The 22,897-nt window shown below is 69.7% G+C and carries 24 protein-coding genes; 10 read left to right on the forward strand and 14 right to left on the reverse strand.

Annotated elements, in window-relative coordinates; all coding sequences use genetic code 11:
* Positions 1-45: 45 nt before the first annotated feature.
* From STRTU_RS06605 to STRTU_RS06625, 5 genes are read left to right on the forward strand one after another with little or no spacing between them, the layout of a single operon-like run.
* A complete protein-coding gene (locus STRTU_RS06605; protein ID WP_159742680.1) occupies positions 46-831 on the forward strand; it encodes a hypothetical protein in 786 nt (261 codons plus the stop codon).
* Positions 832-1,875, forward strand: a complete 1,044-nt coding sequence (locus tag STRTU_RS06610; protein WP_159742681.1) for a Gfo/Idh/MocA family protein — start codon at positions 832-834, stop codon at positions 1,873-1,875.
* A complete protein-coding gene (locus STRTU_RS06615) occupies positions 1,872-2,624 on the forward strand; it encodes an SDR family NAD(P)-dependent oxidoreductase (protein ID WP_218039299.1) in 753 nt (250 codons plus the stop codon). Before STRTU_RS06610 ends, STRTU_RS06615 begins: the two co-directional genes overlap by 4 nt.
* Positions 2,621-3,319: a pyridoxamine 5'-phosphate oxidase family protein gene (locus STRTU_RS06620; protein WP_159742682.1), complete on the forward strand. Its 699-nt coding sequence runs from the start codon at positions 2,621-2,623 to the stop codon at positions 3,317-3,319. The genes STRTU_RS06615 and STRTU_RS06620 overlap by 4 nt, the downstream gene beginning before the upstream one ends.
* A 26-nt stretch (positions 3,320-3,345) precedes the next feature.
* Positions 3,346-4,659 carry a helix-turn-helix domain-containing protein gene (locus tag STRTU_RS06625; protein ID WP_246240160.1) on the forward strand — a complete coding sequence of 438 codons (1,314 nt, stop codon included), beginning with the start codon at positions 3,346-3,348 and terminating at the stop codon, positions 4,657-4,659.
* A 194-nt stretch (positions 4,660-4,853) separates the two neighbouring features.
* Here the strand turns inward: STRTU_RS06625 and STRTU_RS06630 are convergent, their stop codons facing one another.
* The 3 genes from STRTU_RS06630 to STRTU_RS06640 form a co-directional block, all read right to left on the reverse strand.
* Complete coding sequence (locus STRTU_RS06630) at positions 4,854-5,336, reverse strand: DUF4231 domain-containing protein (protein ID WP_159742684.1); 483 nt, start codon at positions 5,334-5,336, stop codon at positions 4,854-4,856.
* Positions 5,337-5,519: 183 nt separating this feature from the next.
* Positions 5,520-6,500 (reverse strand): amidohydrolase family protein, encoded by a 981-nt coding sequence (locus STRTU_RS06635; RefSeq protein WP_159742685.1) that lies wholly within the window; start codon positions 6,498-6,500, stop codon positions 5,520-5,522.
* 65 nt (positions 6,501-6,565) lie between these two features.
* On the reverse strand, positions 6,566-7,285 hold the full coding sequence (locus STRTU_RS06640) for an SDR family oxidoreductase (RefSeq protein WP_159742686.1): 720 nt from the start codon (positions 7,283-7,285) through the stop codon (positions 6,566-6,568).
* Positions 7,286-7,476: 191 nt separating this feature from the next.
* Between STRTU_RS06640 and STRTU_RS06645 the strand changes: the two genes are divergently transcribed.
* Positions 7,477-8,529, forward strand: coding sequence for an Lrp/AsnC family transcriptional regulator (locus STRTU_RS06645; RefSeq protein ID WP_159742687.1), 1,053 nt, complete (start codon positions 7,477-7,479; stop codon positions 8,527-8,529).
* 114 nt (positions 8,530-8,643) lie between these two features.
* Here STRTU_RS06645 and STRTU_RS06650 read toward each other — a convergent pair whose 3' ends face one another.
* The 7 genes from STRTU_RS06650 to STRTU_RS06680 all read right to left on the reverse strand — a co-directional run bounded on the left by STRTU_RS06650 (position 8,644) and on the right by STRTU_RS06680 (position 14,797).
* On the reverse strand, positions 8,644-9,216 hold the full coding sequence (locus STRTU_RS06650; RefSeq protein ID WP_159742688.1) for a hypothetical protein: 573 nt from the start codon (positions 9,214-9,216) through the stop codon (positions 8,644-8,646).
* Positions 9,213-10,334 (reverse strand): ROK family glucokinase, encoded by a 1,122-nt coding sequence (locus tag STRTU_RS06655; RefSeq protein ID WP_159742689.1) that lies wholly within the window; start codon positions 10,332-10,334, stop codon positions 9,213-9,215. The genes STRTU_RS06650 and STRTU_RS06655 overlap by 4 nt, the downstream gene beginning before the upstream one ends.
* Positions 10,335-10,563: 229 nt before the next feature.
* The gene (locus tag STRTU_RS06660; protein WP_159742690.1) at positions 10,564-11,373 is read right to left on the reverse strand and encodes an ATP-binding cassette domain-containing protein; all 810 of its coding nucleotides are present in this window, start codon (positions 11,371-11,373) and stop codon (positions 10,564-10,566) included.
* Entirely contained in the window at positions 11,370-12,440 is a 1,071-nt protein-coding gene (locus STRTU_RS06665) for an ABC transporter permease (RefSeq protein WP_159742691.1), read from the reverse strand. Before STRTU_RS06665 ends, STRTU_RS06660 begins: the two co-directional genes overlap by 4 nt.
* Entirely contained in the window at positions 12,437-13,450 is a 1,014-nt protein-coding gene (locus STRTU_RS06670; RefSeq protein ID WP_246240162.1) for a sugar ABC transporter substrate-binding protein, read from the reverse strand. The genes STRTU_RS06665 and STRTU_RS06670 overlap by 4 nt, the downstream gene beginning before the upstream one ends.
* Before the next feature lie 188 nt (positions 13,451-13,638).
* A complete protein-coding gene (locus tag STRTU_RS06675) occupies positions 13,639-13,761 on the reverse strand; it encodes a hypothetical protein (RefSeq protein ID WP_269777340.1) in 123 nt (40 codons plus the stop codon).
* A gap of 259 nt (positions 13,762-14,020) precedes the next feature.
* Entirely contained in the window at positions 14,021-14,797 is a 777-nt protein-coding gene (locus STRTU_RS06680) for a GntR family transcriptional regulator (RefSeq protein WP_159742692.1), read from the reverse strand.
* 244 nt (positions 14,798-15,041) lie between these two features.
* Between STRTU_RS06680 and STRTU_RS06685 the strand changes: the two genes are divergently transcribed.
* Positions 15,042-15,443 carry a VOC family protein gene (locus STRTU_RS06685; protein WP_159742693.1) on the forward strand — a complete coding sequence of 134 codons (402 nt, stop codon included), beginning with the start codon at positions 15,042-15,044 and terminating at the stop codon, positions 15,441-15,443.
* Between the two features lie 15 nt (positions 15,444-15,458).
* Here STRTU_RS06685 and STRTU_RS06690 read toward each other — a convergent pair whose 3' ends face one another.
* The 4 genes from STRTU_RS06690 to STRTU_RS06705 all read right to left on the reverse strand — a co-directional run bounded on the left by STRTU_RS06690 (position 15,459) and on the right by STRTU_RS06705 (position 18,531).
* On the reverse strand, positions 15,459-15,920 hold the full coding sequence (locus STRTU_RS06690; RefSeq protein ID WP_159742694.1) for a PaaI family thioesterase: 462 nt from the start codon (positions 15,918-15,920) through the stop codon (positions 15,459-15,461).
* A gap of 84 nt (positions 15,921-16,004) precedes the next feature.
* Positions 16,005-16,832: a transporter substrate-binding domain-containing protein gene (locus STRTU_RS06695; protein WP_159742695.1), complete on the reverse strand. Its 828-nt coding sequence runs from the start codon at positions 16,830-16,832 to the stop codon at positions 16,005-16,007.
* A 116-nt stretch (positions 16,833-16,948) separates the two neighbouring features.
* The gene (locus STRTU_RS06700) at positions 16,949-17,608 is read right to left on the reverse strand and encodes a bifunctional 4-hydroxy-2-oxoglutarate aldolase/2-dehydro-3-deoxy-phosphogluconate aldolase (protein WP_159742696.1); all 660 of its coding nucleotides are present in this window, start codon (positions 17,606-17,608) and stop codon (positions 16,949-16,951) included.
* Positions 17,609-18,081: 473 nt separating this feature from the next.
* Positions 18,082-18,531 (reverse strand): guanyl-specific ribonuclease, encoded by a 450-nt coding sequence (locus STRTU_RS06705; protein WP_159742697.1) that lies wholly within the window; start codon positions 18,529-18,531, stop codon positions 18,082-18,084.
* Between the two features lie 453 nt (positions 18,532-18,984).
* Here STRTU_RS06705 and STRTU_RS06710 point away from each other — a divergent pair, with 453 nt between their 5' ends.
* The 3 genes from STRTU_RS06710 to STRTU_RS06720 all read left to right on the forward strand — a co-directional run bounded on the left by STRTU_RS06710 (position 18,985) and on the right by STRTU_RS06720 (position 22,845).
* Positions 18,985-19,665, forward strand: coding sequence for a hypothetical protein (locus STRTU_RS06710; RefSeq protein WP_246240163.1), 681 nt, complete (start codon positions 18,985-18,987; stop codon positions 19,663-19,665).
* Positions 19,666-20,385: 720 nt separating this feature from the next.
* A complete protein-coding gene (locus STRTU_RS06715; RefSeq protein WP_159742698.1) occupies positions 20,386-21,177 on the forward strand; it encodes an IPT/TIG domain-containing protein in 792 nt (263 codons plus the stop codon).
* A 162-nt stretch (positions 21,178-21,339) separates the two neighbouring features.
* Entirely contained in the window at positions 21,340-22,845 is a 1,506-nt protein-coding gene (locus STRTU_RS06720) for an IPT/TIG domain-containing protein (RefSeq protein WP_159742699.1), read from the forward strand.
* Positions 22,846-22,897 lie beyond the last annotated feature (52 nt).

Here is a 22,897-nt window from a genome sequence, read left to right on the forward strand (position 1 = left end):
GCACCGGACGACCGGTGCCCTCCCTCCCGAGGAGTAGAACCACCCATGAGCATCGAGACGGCAGACCGGGTACACGTCAACAACACCGCCGTCGGACTCTTCGAGAACGTCGGCCCCATCGACTGGGACGACCTGCCCGCGGCGGCCGAGCTGACGCAACGGCTGATCCGCGAGTTCGCCGCCGACAAGGCGCTGTTCCGCAGGCTGCTGTTCGCCGTCGAGCACGACCCCTACCTGTGGGCCAAGTGTGAGGAGGACGTGGTCGAGGACAAGATCGTCCTGTGGGACGACGTGGAGAAGGGGCTGCGGATCAGGCTCCGGATGTCCACCGACCATCAGCAGCAGCTCGCCCACAACCACCGCTTCTCCTTCACCAACCTCGTCCTGCGCGGCACCTATCTGCACCGCAACTACGTGGCCCGCAACGGGTTCGACGAGAACACCCTGCCGGACGACGTGCAGCCGGTGATGCTGCACCAGGACCGCGCCGGTGAGTGCTTCACGATCCACCACAACGCCCTGCACTCCACCCCGTTCACCGAGCTGGGCACCATCTCCCTGGTCCTGCGCGGCAACCCGGTCAAGGACCGTGCGCCGGTCATGTTCAAGGAGGCCCGCGGCCGCGAAGAGGCCCTCCAGCAGCTGGAGGAGAGCCGGGAAGGGCAGCGCAGCGAGCTGTCCGAGGTCGAGCCGGAGGCGGCAGAGGTCGGCACCATGTTCTGGCGGGTCGGCGAGGACCGCGAGTCCGCCGAGCGCCGCGCGGAGCGCCAGATGACCAAGGAGAAGTACCACTACTGGTGCCACCGGCTGGAAGAGCTGGGGATCATCTGAATGCCGATCCGACGGCTCGCGCCCGGACGGGCAGCGGTGCGCTACGGGTTCATCGGCCCCGGCACCCACGCACAGGAGAACCTGCTGCCCGCACTGTCGGTGCTGGACGGGGCACGGCTGACCGCGGTGGCGGCGCGCAAGCCCGACGCCGCGGCCGAGGCCGCCCGGCGCTGGGGCGCGGACCTGTGGACCGACGACTGGACGGAGCTGACGGAGCCGGCCGACGGTGAGGGCGGGCGGGAGGTCGACGCCCTGGTCGTGGCCGGCTCCCCGGACCTGCACGCCGAGGTGCTGCGGCGGGCCCTCCCCCGCGGTATCAGCGTCTTCGTGGAGAAGCCCCCGGCCCCCGGCACCGGGACACTGGAGAAGCTGGTCGACGACGAACGCGGCGCGCCCCGGGGCACGGTGGCGTTCGTCGGCTTCAACTTCCCCTACGGACAGTCCTACCGGAAGCTCCGTGACACCCTGCGCGACCACGGCGCACTGCGCACGGTCGATATCCGTATGGTCTCGGCCAAGCCCACGTCCCCCGTATGGGGCTGTACGACGGTGGAGGACAGCCTGCTCCAGGGGCTCGGCACCCACGCGGTGGACCTGGCCCTGCGCGAACTGGGCACCCCGGACCGGATCACCGCCCGGCGCGCGGACATCGACGCGCGCCGCTGCGCGATCCATGTCTTCCTGGAGTACGCCGACGGCCGGCTGGCCACCCTGCTGCTGGGCAACTACTCCAACCGCCTGGAGTACCGGTGCGAACTGGTCACCGATGACGCGGTCGTCGGAGTCCTGGACCACTTCAGGACGCTGACCGTCAGCCGCCCGTCGAACGCGCCCGGTGCGGGCGTCCTGGACGGCAAGGAGACCCTGCGCCACGACTGGCCGGGCCGCCGCGGCGGCTACGGCGTGACCGGCTACGCGACCGAGCTGGAGTCCTTCCACCGGAGCGTCCGGGACGGTGAGCGCAGTGGTTCGCCGCTGTCGGCCTGTCTGGAGGTCTACCGCGTCCTGGACGAGGTGCGGCGGCAGACGGGAGTCCGCCCGTGAACGCCCCGTCCCCCTCCCTGGAGGGCCGTACCGCTCTCGTCACCGGGGGCGGCACCGGAATCGGCCGGTCCGTGGCCGGGACACTCGCCGCGCTGGGCGCGCGGGTCGCGGTCAACCACCTGCCCGGCGCCGAGCAGGAGGGCAACGGCGAGGAACTGCCGGAGGGCTGCTTCCCGGTGGCGGCCGATGTACGGGACCGACAGCAGGTCTCGGCCATGTTCGCGACGGTGGCCGAGCGGTTCGGCCGGCTCGACATCCTCGTCAACAACGCGGGCGTGTTCCCGCGCGCGCAGATCCTGGACCTGGACGAATCCCTGTGGGATCTCGTCCTCGACACCAACCTCAAGGGCGCGTTCTTCTGCGCCCAGGAGGCGGCCACGCTGATGATCGCGCAGGGTGGCGGCGGGCGGATCGTGAACGTGTCCTCCAGCGCGGCCTTCACCGGCTCGCCCAAGGGGGCGCACTACGCCGCGAGCAAGGCCGGTCTGGTCGCCCTGGGCAAATCGCTGGCCCGTGCCCTCGCCGTGCACGACATCACGGTGAACACCGTCGCCCCCGGCGTCACGCGGACCGCCCAACCGGAGCTGGACGAGGACGGGTTCCTGGCCGAGGGCCGGAAGATCCCGCTGGGCCGGGTGGCACAGCCCCAGGACGTGGCGAACTCGGTGGCCTTCCTCGTCGGCGACCTGGGGTCCTATCTGACCGGCCAGACACTGGGCGTCAACGGGGGAACGGTGATGGTGCCGTGAGCCCGTACGAGATCCCGGCCGCCGACTCCGTACGCGGGGAGCTGACCGAGCGGTGGGGCAGCCCGCTGGCCCGGGTGCAGGCCAAGCTCTCGCCGGTGCTGCACCCCTGGCTGTGCCGGTTCCTGTCGCTGTCCCCGTACGTGGTGATGGCGAGCGCGGACGGGCAGGGCCGCTGCGACGCCTCACCGCGCGGCGGCACCCCCGGCTTTGTCCGGGTCCTCGACGAGCGGACGCTGTTCATCCCGGAGGAGTCCGGCAACCGGCTGCTGCAGACCCTGCACAACCTGCAGGAGAACCCCGGCGTCGGCCTGCTCTTCCTCATCCCCGGGATGCGGGAGACCGCCCGGGTCAACGGCCGCGCCGAACCGGTCTCCCGGAACGATCCGCGCTGGCGGGACCTCCCGCTCGACGACGAGGAGCGGGAGCGGCTGCTGTGGGGGTCGCTCATCCACGTCGAGGAGGCGTACTACCACTGCGGCCGGGCGAGCCGCTTCTCCGACCTGTGGGACGTCGCCCGGATCAACCGCAACCAGGCCGACCCGCCGTTGCCCAAGCGGCCGCCCACGACAGCGGGGACAGAACAGCCGGTGGGGAGAGCGCAGCCAGCGGGGACAGACCAGCCGGTGCAGCACAGCCGGCCCGCGCACGGGATGGCCGACGGTGCTCCCGAGTCCCGAGCAGGCTTGCCGCAATAGTCAATTTTTGTCGCCCTTGACACGGCATGAAATCATGCGGGGCGGGTCACCTGACCCGCCCCCGTAAGGGCGTCGCGTCCCCGCCGGGAGGAGGAGAAGAAGACTTCCGCAGAGGTGCAAAAGTGCTTGAGCAGCCAACGTTCGGCAAGCGTCTGCGCCAGCTGAGGCAACATCGGGGCGTCTCCCAGGTCGGTCTCACCGGACCGGGAATGTCGGCTGCTTACCTGTCGAGGCTGGAATCCGGAAACCGCAGGCCCACCGACCGGGCCGTCGCCTACCTGGCGGAGCGGCTCGGCGTTCCCATCGAGGCATTCGCCGACGACCGGCCCGAGGACCAGCTCACCGACCTCGTCGCGGCCGTCGCCGCCACCCCGGAACGCTATCTCGACACCGAAACCGCTGGGCTCCTCATCGAGAGCCTCGACGCGGCCAAGGGCGCTGACCCGCTGACCCGCTGGCACGCGCTCACCCAACTCGCCCGGGTACACGAGGTACTGGGTGACTTCCGCAAAGAACACGAGGCCCTCGTCCGTCTCGCCGCACTCAGCGAGGAGATGGGCCGCGCCGCCCTGCACGCCCGTGCCCGGCTGCGGCTGGCGCGCTGCGCCCGCGAGCTCGGCGACGCGAAGTCCGCCCGGGACGCGGTGGTCGAGGTGCTCACCCTCCGGGACGAGCGCCGGGTGCGGATCTCCACCGCCGAACTCGTACGCAGCGAACTCCTGCTGGTCTCGGTCCACGCGGAACTGGGCGACTTCGCGGAGGCCGCCCGGCTGGCCGATGAGGTGTGCCGGTCGCTGCGCGGCACGACCGGGGCGCTCGCGGCCGAGGCCTTCTGGAGCGACGCCACGGTAGCCGCCCGGCAGGGAAACCACGCACGGGCGATGGAGCGCCTGCTGGAGGCCATGGACGCCATCGACAGCCGCGATGACCTGAAGCTCTGGATCCGGCTCCGGATGGCCGCCGCCTCCATCTCCCTGGAGGCCGTACCGCCCCGGCTGGCGGAAGCCGAATCCTTCCTGACGGAGGCCGAGCCCGCACTGAAGCTCATCGGCACCCCGCGCCACGAACAGGAACTCCTCTTCCTCCAGGCGAAGTTGGCGTTCCACCAGGGCAGCCCGGACCGTGCGGCGGCACTACTGACCGCCGGCGAGGACGGCAGGCAACTACTGGCCTACCGCGACCAGATCCGCTTCGACGTCCTCCGCGGCCTGCTCGCCCTCCGCGCAGGCGACAGAGACGCCCTCCGCCACCTCAGGGAGATCGCCACCCGGGTCCAGTCCGGGAACATGCCGGACCTGGCAGCAGAGGTGTGGCGCACGGTCGCGGAGAACACGGTCTAAAGGTTGTCCCGTAATGATCTGGTGGTAGGCGCGCGCAACGGGGTCACTGGTGAGGTGCCCCACCGCCCCAGCGCCCCGCCCGTGATCACTGCGCGCTCGGGCTGGATACTGGGCGGAAGAACAGAGGACAACGCACGGGTGACAGGAGTCTGAGCAGGTGTTTGTCAGCCACTGTCGAACTAACGGGACAGCCCTCAGGGGCTAGGCGACTGTGCCGGTTCGCGGCGATGCTCTAGCCAGGTGCGGCCCAGGTCATCCCAAATCGTTTGGTATCTGCCGAACAGTTCACCAAGGTGGTCATGCGTCAGAGCGTCGGCGGGCGTCGATGCCACGAGGTATTCCAGTTCATCAGCAAGACGTCGGAATCGGTACTGCGCTTCCTCCATCAGCACCCACCGGGAGCGCCAGTTGAAGAACGGTTCGACGGCTCCCAGCAACGTCACCAGAGCGACCAGCGCAAATGCCAGTCCGGCCCACGTGTTGAGGCTTTGCAGACCCAGGATGATGGTAGATGCGGCGGACAGCGCCAGTGTCAGGATTTTGATCACCGAAGCGCTTCGACGGAACCGCTGCTTCTTGCTGCGGGTGTAGTCGCTGCCTTCACGTATCTTGCCCAGCAGGAGGACAGCTGTCTCCGTCGGACTGAGACCTACACCTGGTCCACTGTTCGGCTGCACTCCGACCCCCACCTGTCGCCACCCTGCGGCTCGCCTCTGCAGACGCCGCCCTGCGACAGTGCACTTCCGCAGCGTCGCCGTTCGATTGAGCCACCCTGACCAAGACTAGTTCGAGTTGTCGGTCTTCTTGGCACCGGATTCCGGAGATTCAAAGTGACCAGTCCGCTCGGGGTCGGTCTGATGTCAGGCGTCGAGGCCGTACAAGGCTGTCGCGTTGGCCGACGAGAACTTCTCGCGGTCCGCGTCGGATGCGAAATGGCCGAGGAAGGTGGTGATGTCCTCGCGGGTCGGACGCTGGAAGGGGTAATCGGTGGAGAACAGCAAGCGGTCCACGGTCGTCACCGAGAGGGTGTGGTGGAGGAGCGCCGGATTGAGCATGCCGGAGGCGGTGATGAAGAAGTTCGACCGTATGTAATGCGATACCGGTCGTGGCAAGCCGGAGACGCGGGAAAGGCTGTCGGCCCGGTCCAGCCAGAACAGCAGCATTTCACCCCAGTGTCCGAGCACGATCTGCAGGTCGGGGTGCCGGTCGAAGGTTCCCCGAAGGATCAGTCGCAGCGCGGCGGTCGCGGCGTCGAGATGCCATCCCCAGCCGAAGGTGGCCAGCCCGAGGTCCGTCATCGGGTCGAAGCCTCGGTAGGACGCGTCGCGCAGCGCGGAGGAGGGCAGTTGGGGGTGGAGGAAAACCGGCTGGCCGAGCTGTGCTGCGGCGGCGAAGAAGTCGTTGTAGACGGGGTCGTCCAGGAAGAGGTCGCCTGAGCGGCCGTAGACCATGGTGCCGATGTGACCCAAGTCGGCGGCTCGCGAGAGTTCGTCGGCAACCTCATGTGGCGCCGACATGGGCAGAGTTGAGAGCGCCCGAAGCCTTGACGGGTTACCGGCGACGGCCTCGGCGGCGACGTCGTTCGCGGCGCGGCTGAGCCGCACGGCATCCGCTGGGGCGAGCGGGTGGGTGCCGGGCGGTGTCAGGGCGATGATCGATACGTCGATGCCTTGGGCGTCCATGGCGGCTATCCGGTCTGTGCCGAGGTCTTCCAGGCGCCGCCGGTGGTCGCCCGTCTCGTTCAAGGCGAGGCTTTCGTCACGGCGGTCAGGCGGGACGGCTCGGAGCGCGGACGTCAGGTCCGGCATGATCCAGTGTTCTTCGACGGCGATGAGCGTCATGTCGTTGCCCCCGTCTCGGAGCCCACCGTCAGGTGATGTGGGCGTCGGCTGATCAAGTCGCGTATCTACCAGGGAACGGTTCGGCCCTGGTAGTCACGGAATTGCAGGCCGGGAGTGCCGCACTGAGCGAGCATCACGTTCACGAGCCGGGGAACGCTGTCCTCGATACCGAGCGGGGCGTCCGAACCGCCCAGATCCGTGCGGACCCAGCCGGGTGCCATGACCAGCAGCGTGCGTGCCGGTTCGGGCTGGCGGACTGCGAAGCTTCGCATGAACTGGTTCAGTGCCGCCTTGCTGCCCCGGTAGACCTCTCGCCGCCCGGTCTCGTTGTTGGCGATGCTGCCCTGGCCGGACGACATCACACCGATCAGGCCGGTCGGGGTGACGAGGTCCTGCAGGGATTCGATGACGCGCATCGGGCTCAGCGCGTTGGTGAGCATGACGTCGTTGAATTCGTCGGTCGTGACCTCGCCGATGGGGATGTGTTCGTCCCGAGTGGTGATTCCCGCGTTGACGAAGAGGATGTCCAGCGCTCGGCCGTCCAGGCGCCTGCGCAGCGCCGCGATCTGCTCCGGCGCGTTGATGTTCAACGTTTCGATCTCCAGCCTGCCGCCGGCGGTCTCGGCGAGGTCGTGGAGCTTGGGTCCCGGGCTGTCCGGCCGGACCGTGCCGATGACATGCCACCCCTTGTCGAGGAACTGCTCGGCGATGGCATGGCCCAACCCGCGTCCGGCGGCAACGACCAAAATGGTTGGGGGTGTTGCGTTCGAGGTGGGAGCAGACATAGGCAAGAGCCTTTCGTTGGTTCGTCGTCGATGCCGGGAGACCGGGATGCGCGGGATGCGCGGGATCCGCAGGACGAGCAGGTCTGGCCTGCGCATCCCGCGTCCCCACTCCGTCGGTCGCACCGGTGCAAGCCTCGGCCACGCGCGGTGCGCAACGACTCAGAATCGGCGCTCTCTGTAGCATTGCCGCCATGTCGCGTCCCGAGATCGCTGATTCCGACATTCTGGAACCGGATGATGTGCGAATCCTTCGCGCCCTTCAGATTGATCCACGGGTCGGGTTCGCGACCGTGGCGAAGGTCCTGGGGCTCTCCGAGCTGACCGTCGCCCGCCGCTACCGGCGCATGCGGCGTGCCGGGGCGATCCGGGTGATCGGGGTCGTCGATCCGGGAGCGCTCGGGCAGAGCCGGTGGATGGTGCGCCTGCGCTGCCGGCCCGGCAGTGCCACGGCCATCGCCGAGGCACTCGCGCAACGCAACGACATCAGCTGGGTCGCCCTGAACGCCGCCGGCTCCGAGATCACCTGCGCCGTGCGCTCGCGGTCGCAGGAACAACGCGACGACCTGCTCGGCCGCCGGCTCCCCCGCACCGCCGCCGTACTCGACCTACAGGCATCGGTGCTGCTCCGCCAGTTCGTCGGCGGGCGCGGGCACTACTGGGCCGCGCTCGCCGGAACCCTGACCCCCGAGCAGGAGTCCGCCCTGGGGCCCGGCGGCAGCCCGTTCACCGAACGGCCGGTGGTACGGAATCAGCTCTCGCAGCTCAGCGCCCAGGACGAGAAGCTGCTCGCGGCCCTCGCCGCCGACGGACGGGCCAGTCTCGTCGACCTCGCCGCCGCGGCCGACCTCACACCGGGCCGGGTGTCACGACGTCTGCACGCACTGATTTCCGGCGGAGTGGTCCACATCGACGTGGAGATCGCCCCGATGGCCCTGGGATACCGAGCACGGGCGAACCTGTGGATGCGAGCCCACCCGGGCAAGATCAAGGCTGTCGGGCGGGCCATGGCGCAGATGCCCGAGGTGGGCTTCGCCGCCGCGGTATCCGGACCGTACAACCTCCATGCCGTCGTACAGTGCCGCGATCTCGACGAGCTGTTCGAGTTCACCACCGACCGCATCGGAACCCTGCCCGGCGTCGAAGGCATGGAGGTCAGCCCCATCGTCCGCCAGATCAAGCAGGCCGAAACCCGAGTCGACGGTGACCGCCTGACCGACCCGCCGAGCGAGGACAGCCGCCGCTGACGCCCGCGACAGAGAGACGCTCCGGGCAGGCTCAGGCCGTTCGTACCGCATAGGAGCGCGGCGAGGCGATGGGCAGGAGCCCGTCTGCCTCGCGCCCACGCCCCCAGCGGTGCGTCAGAACTTCACCGTGGAGACCGTGTACACCACCGGATGCCCCGGCTCGTCGTAGTTGACCATGATCCGCTGGTTCGGGTGTGGTGCCCGGTCCGTGGTCGTGGTGCCGGACCAGGGGCCGTCCGCGGTGAGGTCCCAGCCGACCTTGGAGGCCTGGCCGGGCGGGATGGTTTTCTGGTCCTTTTTGAGGGCGGCGGTGCTGGTGCCGACGGCGGCGAGGTAGTGCTCCAGGCCCCACTCGTTGGTCCGGAACTGCACGAACAGCGAGCTGGTCTGCCAGGAGTTGGTCTCGTAGTAGTAGACCGGGGTGGAGCCGACCGGGACCGGGACGTTGTAGATCCGCTGCTGGACCTTGGAGGGGAAGGCGTTGGTCAGGCCGGTGGCGGCGGCCTCCAGCTCCTTGCCCTCGCCGCTGTCCCGGCTCTGCTCGGCGGAGATGACGATATAGCCGGCCGGGATCGCGATCAGCAGAAAGACGATCAGCGCCATCAGCAGCGGACGGCGGCGCTTGGCGCGCGGCGGCACGGACGGGTGCTGGTCGTCGTGTACGGAGTGCAGGTCGGTGTCGGTCATCGGCGGCCGGCCCGTTCATAGCGTTCGTAGCGCTCGACGCGGCGCCGGTTGGCGCGGCGGAAGCGGCGGGCCACCAGACGGGCCAGGTCGGCGGCACCGACCATCCCGGCCTCGGGGCCCAGCTGGGCCTTGGCGATGGTGGCCTCGGGGCGGTAGCCGCGGCCGGTGAGATGGCGCCGGAAGGCGTCCCTGGCCGGGCCGATCAGCAGGTCGTCGGCGGCGCTGACGCCTCCGCCGATGACGAAGCCGGACGGGTCGAGGGCGGCGGCGAGGTTGGCGATGCCGACGCCGAGCCACTGGCCGATCTCCTGGAGGAGCTCGACGCACATCGCGTCGCCCTCCCGGGCCAGCTCGGTGATCAGCGGTCCGGTGATGTCGCCGATGCGGCCGCCGACCCGCTCGATGATGTTGTACGCGACCGGGGAGTCGGCGGCGGCCAGCTCGCGGGCCTCACGCACCAGGGCGTTCCCGGAGCTGTACTGCTCCCAGCAGCCGCGGTTGCCGCACGGGCAGCGGTGCCCGCCGGGGACGACCTGCATATGGCCGAATTCACCGGCCACGCCGTACTTGCCGCGCTTGACCGCGCCGTCCTCCAGGATCGCGCCGCCGATGCCCGTACCGAGCGTGATCATGACGAGGTGGTCCTGGCCGCGGCCGGCGCCGAAGCGCCACTCCGCCCAGGCGGCGGTGTTGGCGTCGTTGTCGACCATCACCGGCACCGCGAGGCGGCCCGCGAGCCGGTCGCGCAGCGGCTCATTGCGCCAGTTCAGATGGGGTGCGAAGAGCACCTTGCTGCGGTCCGCGTCGACCCAGCCGGCCGCGCCGATGCCGACCGCGTGGACGTCGTGCCGGTCGGAGAGGTCGAGCACCAGCTCGGTGATGGTGTCCTCGACGACCCGGGGGCTCTTGGACTTGTCCGGCGTCTCGGTGCGGACCTTCTCCAGGATGGCGCCGTCGGCGTCGACCACCCCCGCCATGACCTTGGTGCCGCCGATGTCGATGCCGACGGTGGGCACCCGGGGGGCGGTCAGCAGGGAGCGCCGCTCACGGGTGCCGACCGTGCGCAGCACGGTGGCTCTGGCGGATCCTCGATGCCCCCGGTCCCGGTACATGCTCATCGACCCACCTCTTCGCCGGTGCTCCCCCGCTGCCCCACGGGCGTGGGTGGAGCCCCCATACGGCTGCTGCGTGCTCGCAAGAGTCGTCTCGTCCCTGCGGGTCTCGGGAGGCCGGGGCCTCGATGTGCTGGTTCGCTGCGATTGTGCATCACCCGCACCGTTCCGCGCACCGCGACGGAGAGTGACGCGCCCCGCGCGGCCCGGCGGCCGGTGCGGGGCGCGGTGGAGATCACTCGGGCCGGTGACCTCCGGGGAATTCCGGGGTGGCGGTGCGGGACAGCTCATGGCTGAGCTGTTCGAGCTCGCTGCCGCCTGCCATTTGGCGGGTCAGCTCCTCCAGAGCGATCTCCGACTTGGCGTGGCTGCCGGCCATCGTGCCCCGCTTGAGCAGCACGAAGCGGTCGCCGACGAGATACGCGTGGTGCGGATTGTGGGTGATCAACACCACGCCGAGCCCGGCGTCCCGGGCGGCCGCGACGTACTTGAGGACGACACCGGACTGCTTGACGCCGAGCGCCGCGGTCGGCTCGTCCAGGACGAGGACCTTGGCGCCGAAGTAGACGGCGCGGGCGATGGCGACGCACTGCCGCTCGCCGCCCGAGAGGGTGCCGATGGGCTGGTCGACATCGCGCAGGTCGATGCCCATCCGCAGCAGCTCACTGCGGGTGGTCTCGCGCATCGTCTTGACGTCGAGGCGCTTGAACGGGCCGACGCCGGTGGTCGGCTCGGAGCCGAGGAAGAAATTCCGCCACACCGGCATGAGGGGGACCACGGCGAGGTCCTGGTAGACGGTGGCGATACCGCGGTCCAGGGCCTCGCGCGGGGAGGCGAGGCCGGTCTCCTCGCCGTCGATGGTGAAGGAGCCGGCGTCGTGCCGGTGCAGCCCCGCGATGATCTTGATGAGGGTGGATTTCCCGGCGCCGTTGTCGCCGAGCACACAGGAGATCTCCCCCGCGTGCACCTCCAGCGAGACACCTTCCAGGGCCCGGACGTTCCCGTAGTACTTGCTGACGTCGGTCAGCTCGACCAGCGCTGTCATGCCTTTGCCTCCGCCCGCTTGCGGACCCATGCGTTCAGGAGCGTGGCGAGCAGCAGCATCGCGCCGAGGAAGAACTTGTACCAGTCCGGATTCCACTGCGCGTAGACGATGCCCTTGCTGGCCATGCCGAAGATGAAGGCGCCGACGGCGGCGCCGATCGCCGAGCCGAAGCCGCCGGTCATCAGACAGCCGCCAACCGCCGCGGCGATGATGTAGAGGAACTCGTTGCCCACCCCGTCGCCGGACTGGATCGCGTCGTACGAGAACAGCAGATGCTGTCCGGAGACCCAGGCGGCGAAGGCGACACCCATGTAGAGGCCGATCTTGGTCTTGGTCACCGGGACACCCACGGCCCGTGCGGCGTCGGCGTTACCGCCCACCGCGAAGATCCAGTTGCCGACGCGGGTGCGCAGCAGGATCCAGGTGGCGACCGCGACCAGCACCAGCCACCACAGGATGGTGATCTGGATGTCCACGCTGCCCAGGCTCAGATGCGAGGCGAAGACCGCACGGGCCGAGTCGAAGCCCTCCATGTCGGCGATGGTCTTCGTCGAGACGGTGCCGCTGATCAGCTTGGTGAAGCCGAGGTTGAGGCCGGTCAGCATGAAGAAGGTGCCGAGCGTGATGATGAAGCTGGGCAGTTTCGTACGGGTCAGCAGCATGCCGTTGAACACCCCGATGGCCAGGGTGACCAGCAGCGACACCCCGACGCCGACCCAGGTGTTGGCGGTCATCTGGTAGCTGAACATCGAGGAGATCAGCGCCGAGCTGACGACCATGACACCGGCCGACAGATCGAATTCCCCGCCGATCATCAGCAGCGCCACCGGTACGGCCATGATGCCGATCGTCGACGAGGCATAGAGCACGGTGGAGAGGCTGGAGGCCCGCAGAAACGGCTCGGCGGCGATCGAGAAGAAGAGGAAGACCGCGGCGGCGCCGACGACGGAGCCCAGCTCGGGGCGGCCCATCAGCCGGCGGGCCAGGGAGCGGTGCAGCAGCCGTTCGTCGCCGCCGCTCTCGGCCGGGCCGGCGGGCTTCAGTGCCGGGGCGTCCGCGGGGCTCATCGGGTCCCCCGCTTCGTGTAGTCCTGCAGTGCGGCGGCGTCCTTCTTGGTGATCACCTGGGGCCCGGTGAGCACCGGCTTGCCGCCGCCGAGGACATCGGAGTTGTACTTGTAGAGCCACAGCAGATCGACGGCCTGGTAGCCCTGGAGGTAGGGCTGCTGGTCGACGGCGAAGCCGAGGGAGCCGTCCTTCAGACCGGTCGCGACCTGGGCATTGAGGTCGAAGGTGTCGATCTCGGCCTTGCTGCCGGCCTGCTCCTTGGCCTTGACGGCGGTGGCGGCGAAGGGCGCGCCGAGCGTGACGACGGCGTCGATATCGCTGTCCGCCTGGAGCTTGGACTCGATCGAGGACTGCACGTCGGGCATGTTGGTGCCCTCGACATACAGCTTCTGCAGATCGCCCTTGAAGGTCTTCTCCGCGCCGTCGCAGCGCTGTTCATGGCCGACGTTGCCCTGCTCGTGCAGGACACACAGGGCCTTCTTGCGGCCGCGCTTGTTCAGCTCCTCGCCGACCGCCTCGCCGGCCACCGTCTCGTCCTGCCCGATGTGGCTGAGCGCACCGAACGCCTTGGATTCCTCGACGCCGGAGTTCACCGTGATCACCGGGATGCCGGCCTTCTCGGCCTTGGCTACGACGTCCTTGAGGGCATTGGGCTTGGCCAGCGAGACGATCAGCCCGTCGACCTTCTGGTCGATATAGGACTGCACCAGCTGGCTCTGCCGCTGGCCCTCCTTGTCGTGCCCGTAGACGAACTTGATGTTGTCCTTGACGGCGGCCTGCTGGGCGCCGTTCTGCACGATGTCCCAGAAGGTGTCGCCGTCTCCCGAGTGGGTGACCATCGCAAATGTCCACCGGGGGGTGTTCACCGCGGCCTTGCCGCCGGCGGCCTGGGCGGCGCGCTCCTGCTCGGCGCGCAGACCTCCGGTGCTGCTGCACCCCGCCAGGGAGGCGCCCAGCGCCGCCGCCAGCACGGCGCCGATGACGCGTCCCCTTCTCCGAACCCGTGCCACGAGGACTCGCCCTTCCCGCTGATCTTGCCGAATCGGCTGCGTTGGTTGTATTCGCTGTCCGGCCGGGCCGCCCGGCCGGACCGTGGTGTCATCCACCGGCACCGGCCGCCGTCCCGGCCCAACCGGCCAAGTATCCGTTACCGGTGATCTGTCCCGGTTCATGGGGTGGTCCCGTCTTCCCTGGGGCTTCACCGGGGGCCTCGCCCGGTGTACGCGGTGAGCTTTGGTACGTCCTTCGCGACGGTCGCCAGTAAGGCGGCTGCGCCGCGCACCGCGGCGCTGTGGACCGTGACGGAGCGAGTCGTGCGCACGCCGATCATCGTGGGACCGCCTTTTCTCCCGGCCGCCGGAATGCGGTTGGAGGAGTTTGTAACGGCGCGCGCGGAGCCACGTCAATGGTTTGTCAGAACATTCTGACGAAGGTGGGTCGCGCGGGCCCCGCACCACGGGACATTCCGGGTCATAGGGTCTGTCCGGCCGCGCTCAGGGGGGCCGATGGCGGGACGGATGGCGGGACGGATGACCGGTCCGGCAGCCGTCGGCCGGGGCCGGGGCCGGAACCCGCTCCCCTCAGGGCCGTACCAGCAGCTGGAACTCGAAGGCGTAGCGGGACGCGCGGTAGACATGCGAGCCGAATTCGACCGCGCGCCCGGTGTCGTCGAAGGTCGTCCGCTGCATCGTGAGCAGCGGGGCACCCTCGGGCTCATCGAGCCGCGCGCCCTCCTCGACAGTCGCGGCACGGGCCCCGACGGCCTGCCGGGCGCTGTGCAGGGTGATCCCGGCCGACCGCATCAGGCGGTACAGACCGGTCTGCTCCAGCTCCGCGGTCTTCAGCTCGATCAGTCCGGCGGGGAGATGGTTGCGCAGATGCGCGACGGGCTCGTCATGGGCCAGCCGCAGCCGCTCGACCAGCGCGACCTCCGCCCCCTCGGCGATCCCCAGCGCGGCGGCGACCTCGGCGTCGGCCTCGGTGGTGGTGTTGAGCAGCACCCGGGTGGCCGGCTTCTGCCCGGCCGCCTCCAGGTCGTCGTAGAGGCTGCTCAGCTCCAGCGGGCGCTTGACCTGGCTGTGCACGACCTGGGTGCCGATACCGCGGCGGCGCACCAGCAGGCCCTTGTCGACGAGTGACTGGATCGCCTGCCGCACCGTCGGCCGGGACAGGCCGAGCCGGCCGGCCAGCTCGATCTCATTGCCGAGCAGGCTGCCGGGAGCCAGCCGCCCGTGCTCGATCGCGGCCTCCAGCTGCTGGGACAGCTGGAAATACAACGGGACCGGACTGCTCCGGTCCACGCTGAACTGGACGGGGCCGTCGGCGCCCAGGGCTTGTTCTGTATCGCGTTTCCCCACGCTCGCGAGCGTATCCGCCCCGGCAGATGACGGGAAGTCCGGAGGTCAGATTGTCCGGACAAGACGGGACGGCGTACGCCCGCCCGGCCACCGAACCGGCAACGCCGCCAAGTGCGCCCGCGCCTCCCCCTACGCCGGAATACTTGGCCGATGACAGCCGTGACACCCGAGACAGCCCTGACCGCACACCGGACCGGGCACCCCGCCCGCGCCCCGCCCGCCCGCACGTCCCGGAGGAGCTCCCATGTCCATTCGCCGCGTCGTACCCGACATCCACTCCGACGACCTGGACAAAAGCCGCGCGTTCTACGGCCTGCTGGGCTTCGAGGAGGTCATGAACCTGGGCTGGGTCATGACGGTCGCCTGCCCCGCCAACCCCACGGCCCAGCTCATCTTCATGACGCACGACAAGACCGCCCCCGTCACCCCCGACATGAGCATCGAGGTCGACGACGTGGACGCGGCCTACGCCGCCGTCCTGGCCTCCGGGGCGCAGATCATCCGGCCGCTCCAGGACGAGGAGTGGGGCGTCCGCCGCTTCTTCGTCAAGGACCCGAACGGCCGGATCGTCAACGTCCTCAGTCACCGGCCGTCAGCGGACGGCACCGGGGACGCCACAGCGGCGGGCCCCGCCAGCGACGGCTGAGCCGCCGCGCACCGGCTACCCCTCATCAGCGCCGCGCGCGGACCCGTTGAGCGTCATCGCGGTCCCCTGCGCCACCGCGCACACGCTCTCCGCCCCCTCCCCGTCGAGCATGGTCAGCTCACAGCGGCACACGGCCTGCCGGCGCCCGGCCTGGACGACCTCGGCGCGGGCCCGCAGCGTACGGCCGAGCGCCGGGCGCACATACTGGATCGAGAAGCCGCCGGTGACGATGGCCGGGCCCAGGGCTGTCGCCGCGGCGAAGGTGAGGGTGTTGTCGGCGGCGTACGACAGGACCCCGCCGTGCACAAACCCGTGCTGCTGCAGCAGTTCCTGGCGGATATCGATCTCCAGCGTCGCCGTGCCCTCCGCGAATTCGGTGATCCGCGCCTGCACCAGCCTGCTGAACGGCTGGGCCTCCAGGGCCATTTGCGCCGCCGCAAGATCGAACGCCGTACTCGTCTGCCCGGAACCAGCCATCTCGCCCTCCGCCTCTCACCGTGTGTCCGAAGGCCCGCCCCGATATCAGAGCCGCCCCTCCAAAACGTACGCGCCCACGGACCGCTACTTCATCCAGGCGTCCTCGTACTTCCGGTACGTCCCGTCATGCGTGGCCAGGTGGACCCACTGGTCCACATACGCCTTGAACTCGTCGTCGCCGCGGGGCAGGGCATAGGACTTCTCGGAGAAGGTGAAGGGCTTGTCCGGGTGGAGCGAGCAGAGTTCGGGGTGGATCTTGGCCTGGTAGCGGGTCTCGCTCGCGTCGGTCATCATCACATCGGCGCGGCCGGCGATGATCTCGTCGAAGATCGTGGTGTTGTCCGGATGGACCGTGAGGGTGGCCCGGTGGACATGGGCGCGGGCGAACTCCTCGTTGGTGCCGCCCGGGTTGACGATGACGCGTGTGCCGGGCCGGTCGATCTGCGACAGGGTCCGGTACTTGGCCTTGTCCGTGCAGCGCACGAGGGGCGTCTTGCCGTCGGTGCGGGTGGGCTCGCTGAAGTACACGGAGCGGGCACGCGGGAGGGTGATCGAGACACCGCCCATGGCGATGTCACAGCGGCCGGCCGACAGGTCACCGACCAGCTTCGCCCAGGTCGTGGCCACGTAACGCGGGGTGGCGCCGAGGCTCTCGGCGAGATCCCCGGCCATCGCGATGTCCACCCCGCTGTACTTGCCGGTGGCGGGGTCGCGGTGGCTGAAGGGGCGGTAGTCGCCGGTGGTACAGACGCGCAGCACGCCGCGCCGGGGGACGGCATCGAGGGCCGACGCCTTCCCGGCAGCGGCGGTGGCACCTCCCCGTACCGCGGCGGGGGCGTCCGAGGCCGCCGGAGCGGCGGCGGTGACGGCGAGCAGACAGGCGAGAGCGGAGAGGGCGGCGGCGCGCTTCATGGGGGGGCTCCTGTGACTCCGTACGCGGCGACTTGAGCGCATGATCGAAGCGCTCAGGGTGGCAGAGCCCGGGTTGCGGGAGAACCCCCTGACCGGCCAGTGGGACCGCCGGTCGCTCAGAAGTCCGCGGCGCCTCGGATCTCCGGGCGGTCCGGGGCGGCCTCTTCCAGACGGATGAGGAGGTCGGCGGCGCGCTTGGCAACGGTGTCACGGTCGCCGTCGGAGAGGGCGGCGCCCATACCGACGGCCACGGCGCCCGCGGCGATCCACTCCGGCGCGCTGTCGACCGTCACCCCGCCCGTCGGCAGCAGCGGCACCTGCGGCAGCGGAGCGAGGACCTCCGTCAGCCAGGACGGGTCGTGCGCCGAGGCGGGGAACAGCTTGAGCGCGTCCGCCCCGAGCTCCAGCCCGCGGACCATCTCGGTCGGCGTCGACACCCCGGGGAAGACCGGGATGCCATAGCGGTGGCCCGTACGGATGACCTCCTCGTCCAGGCTCGGCGAGACCAGGAAACGGGCGCCCGCGTCGACCGCCATCCGGGCCGATACGGCATCAAGGACCGTGCCGGCGCCGATGACCGCGTCATCGCCCAGCTCCCGGGTGAGTGTGGTGACCGCTTCCAGGGCGAAGGGGGTGGTGAGGGATATCTCCAGGCTCGTGATGCCCGCGGACAGCAGGGTGTCGGCGGTGGCGCTGGCCTCGTCGTAGGTCCGGCTGCGGACGATGGCGAAAACACGCTGCGCCAGTGCGGCCCGGGTGATTTCCCAGCGATACACGGCAGTTCGCCGTCCTTCCTTGTCTCCGAAGCTCCATGCCGCCTCGCCACGGCCTACGGCGGATACGGCATTTTCCGGGGCGTGCCGCAGCAGCTGACCGCACATGGTCTTTTTCCGCTGATGCCCGCCCGCTCCTCGTTTTCACCGAAACGCTACCGGGAGCCACTGACAATCCTCTCTCGGGGGTGCGCCCTGTGCGCCCCTTCTGCCAAGAATGGGGAGAAGACGGAGGTGGGAGGGGGCGCACAGCACAGGCACGAGCACGGGCGCGGGGACGGGCGCGAGCGCGGGGACGGGGCGCACCGCTCAGTCACGCAACACGGGCGCACAGCACGACGACGGCCGGGGTGCACAGTGCACCCCGGCCGCCGCGGGTTCCGGGTCACGGGCTCAGCCTGCCCGTCACCCCCGGTGTTCTGTTGTCCTGACGACGGGCCGGCCGCGAGGTCTGCCCACCCGTCGGCCCGTCGGCCTCAGCAGCCGCGGTCGACGAGGTCGAACGTCTTGTAGTGGTCGGCGGTGTAGTAGTCCTCGTTCTTCTTCTCGCCGGTCACGATGCGCCGTGCACCGCGGTCGGGCGAGCCCGGAGTGACGACGGTGAACTCGTGGTAGTAGTCGCCGCTCTGGGACGGGAGGATGCCCTCCCGGTTGTCGAAGACCGTGCCGTCCTTGGGATAGGGGTAGGGTCCGCCCTTCTCGATCAGATCGAGGGTGTCGTGGGCCTGCGAGGGCAGCTTGGAGTAGCAGACCTTGCCGACGTCCTGGACGTGCGCGGATGCGACGTGCGCCGTCGTGGCGTACGAGGTGGCCGCGTGCGTCGAGGCGACGGCGGGGGTGGCGGTGACCGCGGTCCCGCCGATGAGAAGGGCCGAAGCGAGGGCGCCAACTGCGCCGAACCTGGTGATCCGTGGGGGGATTCTCATGCCCTCCAGAATGACGCGCGTAGACATGATCCTGTCAATCCCAACCGGCGGAAGTTTTCCGGTAGTTCACAAGGCCACCCCGTCAACTCCCCTAAATTTCCGCATATCCCGGGCGTACGGCCCCGGTCATCGTGCGGTGGACCCGGTCAAGACTCAGCGGCCCGAGAGGCATGCCGAAGAGCCACCGGCCAACCTGGCGCGCACGCCCGGCTGTACGGGTGAATACCCGTCAGCATTCCTTGCGTGCGGGCCACTCGGATGGGTTACTGACACCACCTACCAGGTGGGCCGCCCATCCCTCCGCTAGGAGATGCGGCGGTCGGCCCATGGGCAAGAGGTGTGTGCCGGCACGGCTTCCATAGGCATGGCGTCGCCTGACGGAGGGTGCTACCAGCCGGCTCCCTCAAGAGCGCTGGCTGGTGGGGCCGGCTCAACCACGTCCGAGGAGGCGTAGTGCGAGCCCTTCATGTTCTGCGAACGCTGGCGGTGGCGGGAGTCCTTCCGCTGGCACTGGCCCCCGCTCCCGAGGCCCACGCGGCGTCGCCGATCCTGGTGGCGTGCAGCGAAACCGCGCTGGTCACCGCGATCAACACGGCCAACGCCGCCGGGGGCGGGAGCTTGATCCTCGCACCCCTGTGCACGTACACCCTCACCAGCGCCCACAGTTCGGGCGGCGCCGGGCAAGCGGCCGGGCTGCCGAACATCACCACGCCGGTCGCGATGGCCGGCCTGGGCACGCAGATCACCCGGGCACCGAACACACCGGCCTTCCGGATCTTCGAGGTCGACGGCCCCTCACAAGTCCCGGGAGCAAATGGCCAGTTGGGCATCACCGCCGTGACGATCAGCGGTGGAGACGCCGGCCTGGGCGTGGGCGGAGGTATCGCCAACCTTGGCGGCACGGTTGCCGTCACCGGCAGTACGGTCCGCGACAACAAAGCGTCCTACGGGGGCGGCATCTACACCGACGGGTCACTGACCCTCACCGGCAGCAGCGTCACCGCCAATACGGCCGGTGTCAATGGCGGCGGCATCTTCACCAACGCCGGCGGGGTGACCTTGATCGGCAGTCCGGTGGTGGGCAACACCCCGAGCAACTGCGGTGCCCTGCCGCCCGTTTCCCCCGCCTGCTGATGAGGGGCAAGGAAATCGTCGTGACGACGACGGGCGGCACCGCCACCGCGCCTGGGGCGTTCGTGTACGTCTGACAGCGGGGGGCGGGGTCCGGCCGCGCCGAGGGCCCGCGGGCCACGTCCGCCGCCGCGTCCGCCTGGGCGCCGACGGCGCGAACTGCCGTACAACCGGCGCCCCTTCGCCCGCCGCAGCGCACGCCTCGGCCCATGGCCCACCACCATCACCCGGCCGCCGCGGCCGACGCCGTTCCTCACCGCCCGGCCCAGCCGCGCGGCAGGAAACAGACCGCGATCAGACGCCCGAAACACCCCCTCCTGACGACCGCGCACACCGTCACCCCGTGGCCCCGTGACGCCAACTACCCGCTCGTTACAGGCCCGTTGGCGCCGGGGCGGACCGGCGCCCCCAGGCGTGCGCAACGGCGGACGAAGGCGGACGGCGAACGCTTGGCGTATTTACGTATAGACCCCTCGATGCCTCCATTCCACCTACCACCTCCTTCCCCCCTTGGCTTTAATCAAGGCGAGCGAGGTTGACGGCGCCCCCATGGCACGGCGCCGCTCGCTTCCCATGGGACGACCCGCCCAGGCGCCCTGAGGCAACGGGCCTCCACCCTCCCGCTCCCGTCCACGGGGGACATCGCGAGCGGTTGCGGGCCGCGTCAGTAACCGCCTGCCCCTGCGCATCCCGGCAGAGCGGCACGTCCGAAGGAGAAAGATCATGGCAACCATCACCTCGTTGGTGGACACAACAACCACCACCAATCAGGGCAAACCAGGCGACACCGTCCAGATCAATGGCACAGCCATGGCCACCACCACGAGGGTGAACTTCGGTTCGGCGACGGTCACTCCGACCGGCGTCACCGCCACCCAGGTCACCTTCGTGGTGCCCAGCACGGCGCCCTGCTCCGGCCAGGTCTCCGTCAGCGTCACCAGCAGCACCGGAGCCACCAGCAACGCGCTGCCGTTCTTCGTCATCGCCGCGCCGACCACCACAGGGCTGAGCGTCAGCTGCGTACCGGCCGCCACGGGTGGCTCAGTGACGCTGTTCGGCACCAACTTCCTCTCCGGCACGCAGGTCGGGGTGGGCACCGTCGGCAACGTGGCGGTCACTCCCACCCAGTCGAGCCAGGTCACCTTCACCGCCCCGGCCAACCCGGGTCAGGTCGGTACGGTGTCGACCCAGGCGGTGACCATCACCACCGCGGGCGGGTCCAGCCCCTCGGGCACCACCCTGATCGACTACTACCTCGCACCGGCCATCACCTCGGTCCTGCCCACCTCGGGTACGGCGGGGGATCAGATCACCGTCAACGGAACCGGTTTCGTCGGCGTCGACACCGTCACCTTCACCGACAGCGGCGCGGCCACCGCCACCGCGGTCTTCACGCCCGTGAGTGACACCCAACTCGTCGCCACCGTGCCCGGCGGGCTCGCCACCGGCGCCGGGACCATCACGGTGCACACCTGCGGCGGTAACTCCAACGCCCAGGCCTTCACCGTCACCTGATCGTCCGGAACGACACCCGGGGGCCAACGGCACGGCCCCCGAGTCGCCGCCCGTCCGCAGCGCATGGCACGGGCGGGCGGACGGTGACAGCCCCCGCGCCCTGGCCGACAACCGCCGGCCAGGGCGCGACTGCCCAGGCGGTACGAGAAGGAGACGAGCATCATGGCCCCCGTAGTGACCAGTGTCAGCCCCGCCCAAGGCGCTCCAGCGGGGGGCACCAACGTCACCATCACCGGCTCCGGCTTCACCGGCGCCACCAAGGTCAAGTTCGGCCCGAACGGCACCAATTTCATCCTCGTCAGCGATACACAGATCACGGCCAAGACGCCCCCGGGCACCGGCACGGTCCAGGTCACGGTCACAGCACCGACCGGGACCAGCACCCAGAACGTGTTCTTCACCTACGCCCAGGCCCCGGTCCTCACCAGCCTCAACCCGACCTCGGGCCCCACCTCGGGCGGCAACGTCGTCACCCTCAACGGCAGCAATCTCGCGGGCGCGACCTCGGTGAAATTCGGCAGCAACTCAGCGGTCATCCTCACCAACACCGCCACCCAGATCACCGCCATCGCACCGGCCGGACCACCCTCCTCCGTCAACGTCACGGTCACCACACCAGGCGGCACCAGCAACGCCCTCACCTACACCTACACCGCCATCCCCGCCCCGGTCCTCACCAGCCTCAACCCGACCTCGGGCCCCACCTCCGGCGGCAACGTCGTCACCCTCAACGGCACCAACCTCACCGGCGCCACCACAGTGCTCTTCGGCCCCAGCCCCGCCACCATCCTCACCAACACGGCCACCCAGATCACCGTCAGCGCCCCGCCCGGTACCGGCCCCGTCAACGTCACGGTCACGACAGCAGGCGGCACCAGCAACGCCCTCACCTACACCTACGTCGCCGCTTCCGTCCCGGTCCTCAGCAGCCTCAGTCCCACCTCGGGGCCCACCTCGGGCGGGAACGTCGTGACCCTCAACGGCAGCAATCTCGCGGGGGCGACCTCGGTGAAATTCGGGAGCAACTCGGCGACCATCCTCACCAATACGGCGAGCCAGATCACCGTCAGCGCGCCCGCCGGGCCGCCGTCCTCGGTCAGTGTCACGGTCACCACGGCCGGCGGCACCAGTAATCCGCTGCCGTACTTCTATCTCGCCGCGCCCACCCTCAGCGATCTGTCCCCGCATCTCGGCCCGGACACCGGCGGCAACACCGTCACCGTCTTCGGCACCAATCTGACGCTCACCAACGCCGTGAACTTCGGCGGGAATCCAGCCGCCGCCTTCACTGTGGTCTCTGACAACCAGCTGACCGTGACCGCTCCGGCCGGGTCCGGCACCGTGGTCGTCACCGTCACCACACCGGGCGGGACCAGCACGGCGGCCACCGGGAATCCGTACTACACCTATCTCGGGGCGCCCGTCCTGACCAGCCTCACCCCCTCCCATGGCGCTGATGTCGGGGGCGACGCGATCGTGCTGAGCGGCAGCAACCTCACCTTCACCGACGCGGTGACCTTCGGGGGTGTCCCGGCCTCGTTCTCGGCGATCTCCGACACCCAGGTCGTGGCGACCTCCCCGGGCGGCGCGCCCGGCACGGTGAATGTCGTGGCGCAGACCCCGGCCGGGAGCAGCAACGGCCTGCCGTATGTCTACGACCCGTCCTAGGGGGCGGAGCGGGCCGTATGACCCCCGGGAGCATTTGCCTCTGAGGCAAATC

This window comes from Streptomyces tubercidicus (genome assembly GCF_027497495.1).
Lineage (GTDB): Bacteria > Actinomycetota > Actinomycetes > Streptomycetales > Streptomycetaceae > Streptomyces > Streptomyces tubercidicus.

Coding starts and splice junctions, on each gene's coding strand:
- STRTU_RS06605 (WP_159742680.1), top strand. CDS start 46: ATGAGCATCGAGACGGCAGACCGGGTACACGTCAACAACACCGCCGTC.
- STRTU_RS06610 (WP_159742681.1), top strand. CDS start 832: ATGCCGATCCGACGGCTCGCGCCCGGACGGGCAGCGGTGCGCTACGGG.
- STRTU_RS06625 (WP_246240160.1), top strand. CDS start 3,346: ATGAAATCATGCGGGGCGGGTCACCTGACCCGCCCCCGTAAGGGCGTC.
- STRTU_RS06635 (WP_159742685.1), bottom strand. CDS start 6,500: ATGACGCTCATCGCCGTCGAAGAACACTGGATCATGCCGGACCTGACG.
- STRTU_RS06640 (WP_159742686.1), bottom strand. CDS start 7,285: ATGTCTGCTCCCACCTCGAACGCAACACCCCCAACCATTTTGGTCGTT.
- STRTU_RS06645 (WP_159742687.1), top strand. CDS start 7,477: ATGTCGCGTCCCGAGATCGCTGATTCCGACATTCTGGAACCGGATGAT.
- STRTU_RS06650 (WP_159742688.1), bottom strand. CDS start 9,216: ATGACCGACACCGACCTGCACTCCGTACACGACGACCAGCACCCGTCC.
- STRTU_RS06655 (WP_159742689.1), bottom strand. CDS start 10,334: ATGAGCATGTACCGGGACCGGGGGCATCGAGGATCCGCCAGAGCCACC.
- STRTU_RS06660 (WP_159742690.1), bottom strand. CDS start 11,373: ATGACAGCGCTGGTCGAGCTGACCGACGTCAGCAAGTACTACGGGAAC.
- STRTU_RS06665 (WP_159742691.1), bottom strand. CDS start 12,440: ATGAGCCCCGCGGACGCCCCGGCACTGAAGCCCGCCGGCCCGGCCGAG.
- STRTU_RS06685 (WP_159742693.1), top strand. CDS start 15,042: ATGTCCATTCGCCGCGTCGTACCCGACATCCACTCCGACGACCTGGAC.
- STRTU_RS06690 (WP_159742694.1), bottom strand. CDS start 15,920: ATGGCTGGTTCCGGGCAGACGAGTACGGCGTTCGATCTTGCGGCGGCG.
- STRTU_RS06695 (WP_159742695.1), bottom strand. CDS start 16,832: ATGAAGCGCGCCGCCGCCCTCTCCGCTCTCGCCTGTCTGCTCGCCGTC.
- STRTU_RS06705 (WP_159742697.1), bottom strand. CDS start 18,531: ATGAGAATCCCCCCACGGATCACCAGGTTCGGCGCAGTTGGCGCCCTC.
- STRTU_RS06715 (WP_159742698.1), top strand. CDS start 20,386: ATGGCAACCATCACCTCGTTGGTGGACACAACAACCACCACCAATCAG.
- STRTU_RS06720 (WP_159742699.1), top strand. CDS start 21,340: ATGGCCCCCGTAGTGACCAGTGTCAGCCCCGCCCAAGGCGCTCCAGCG.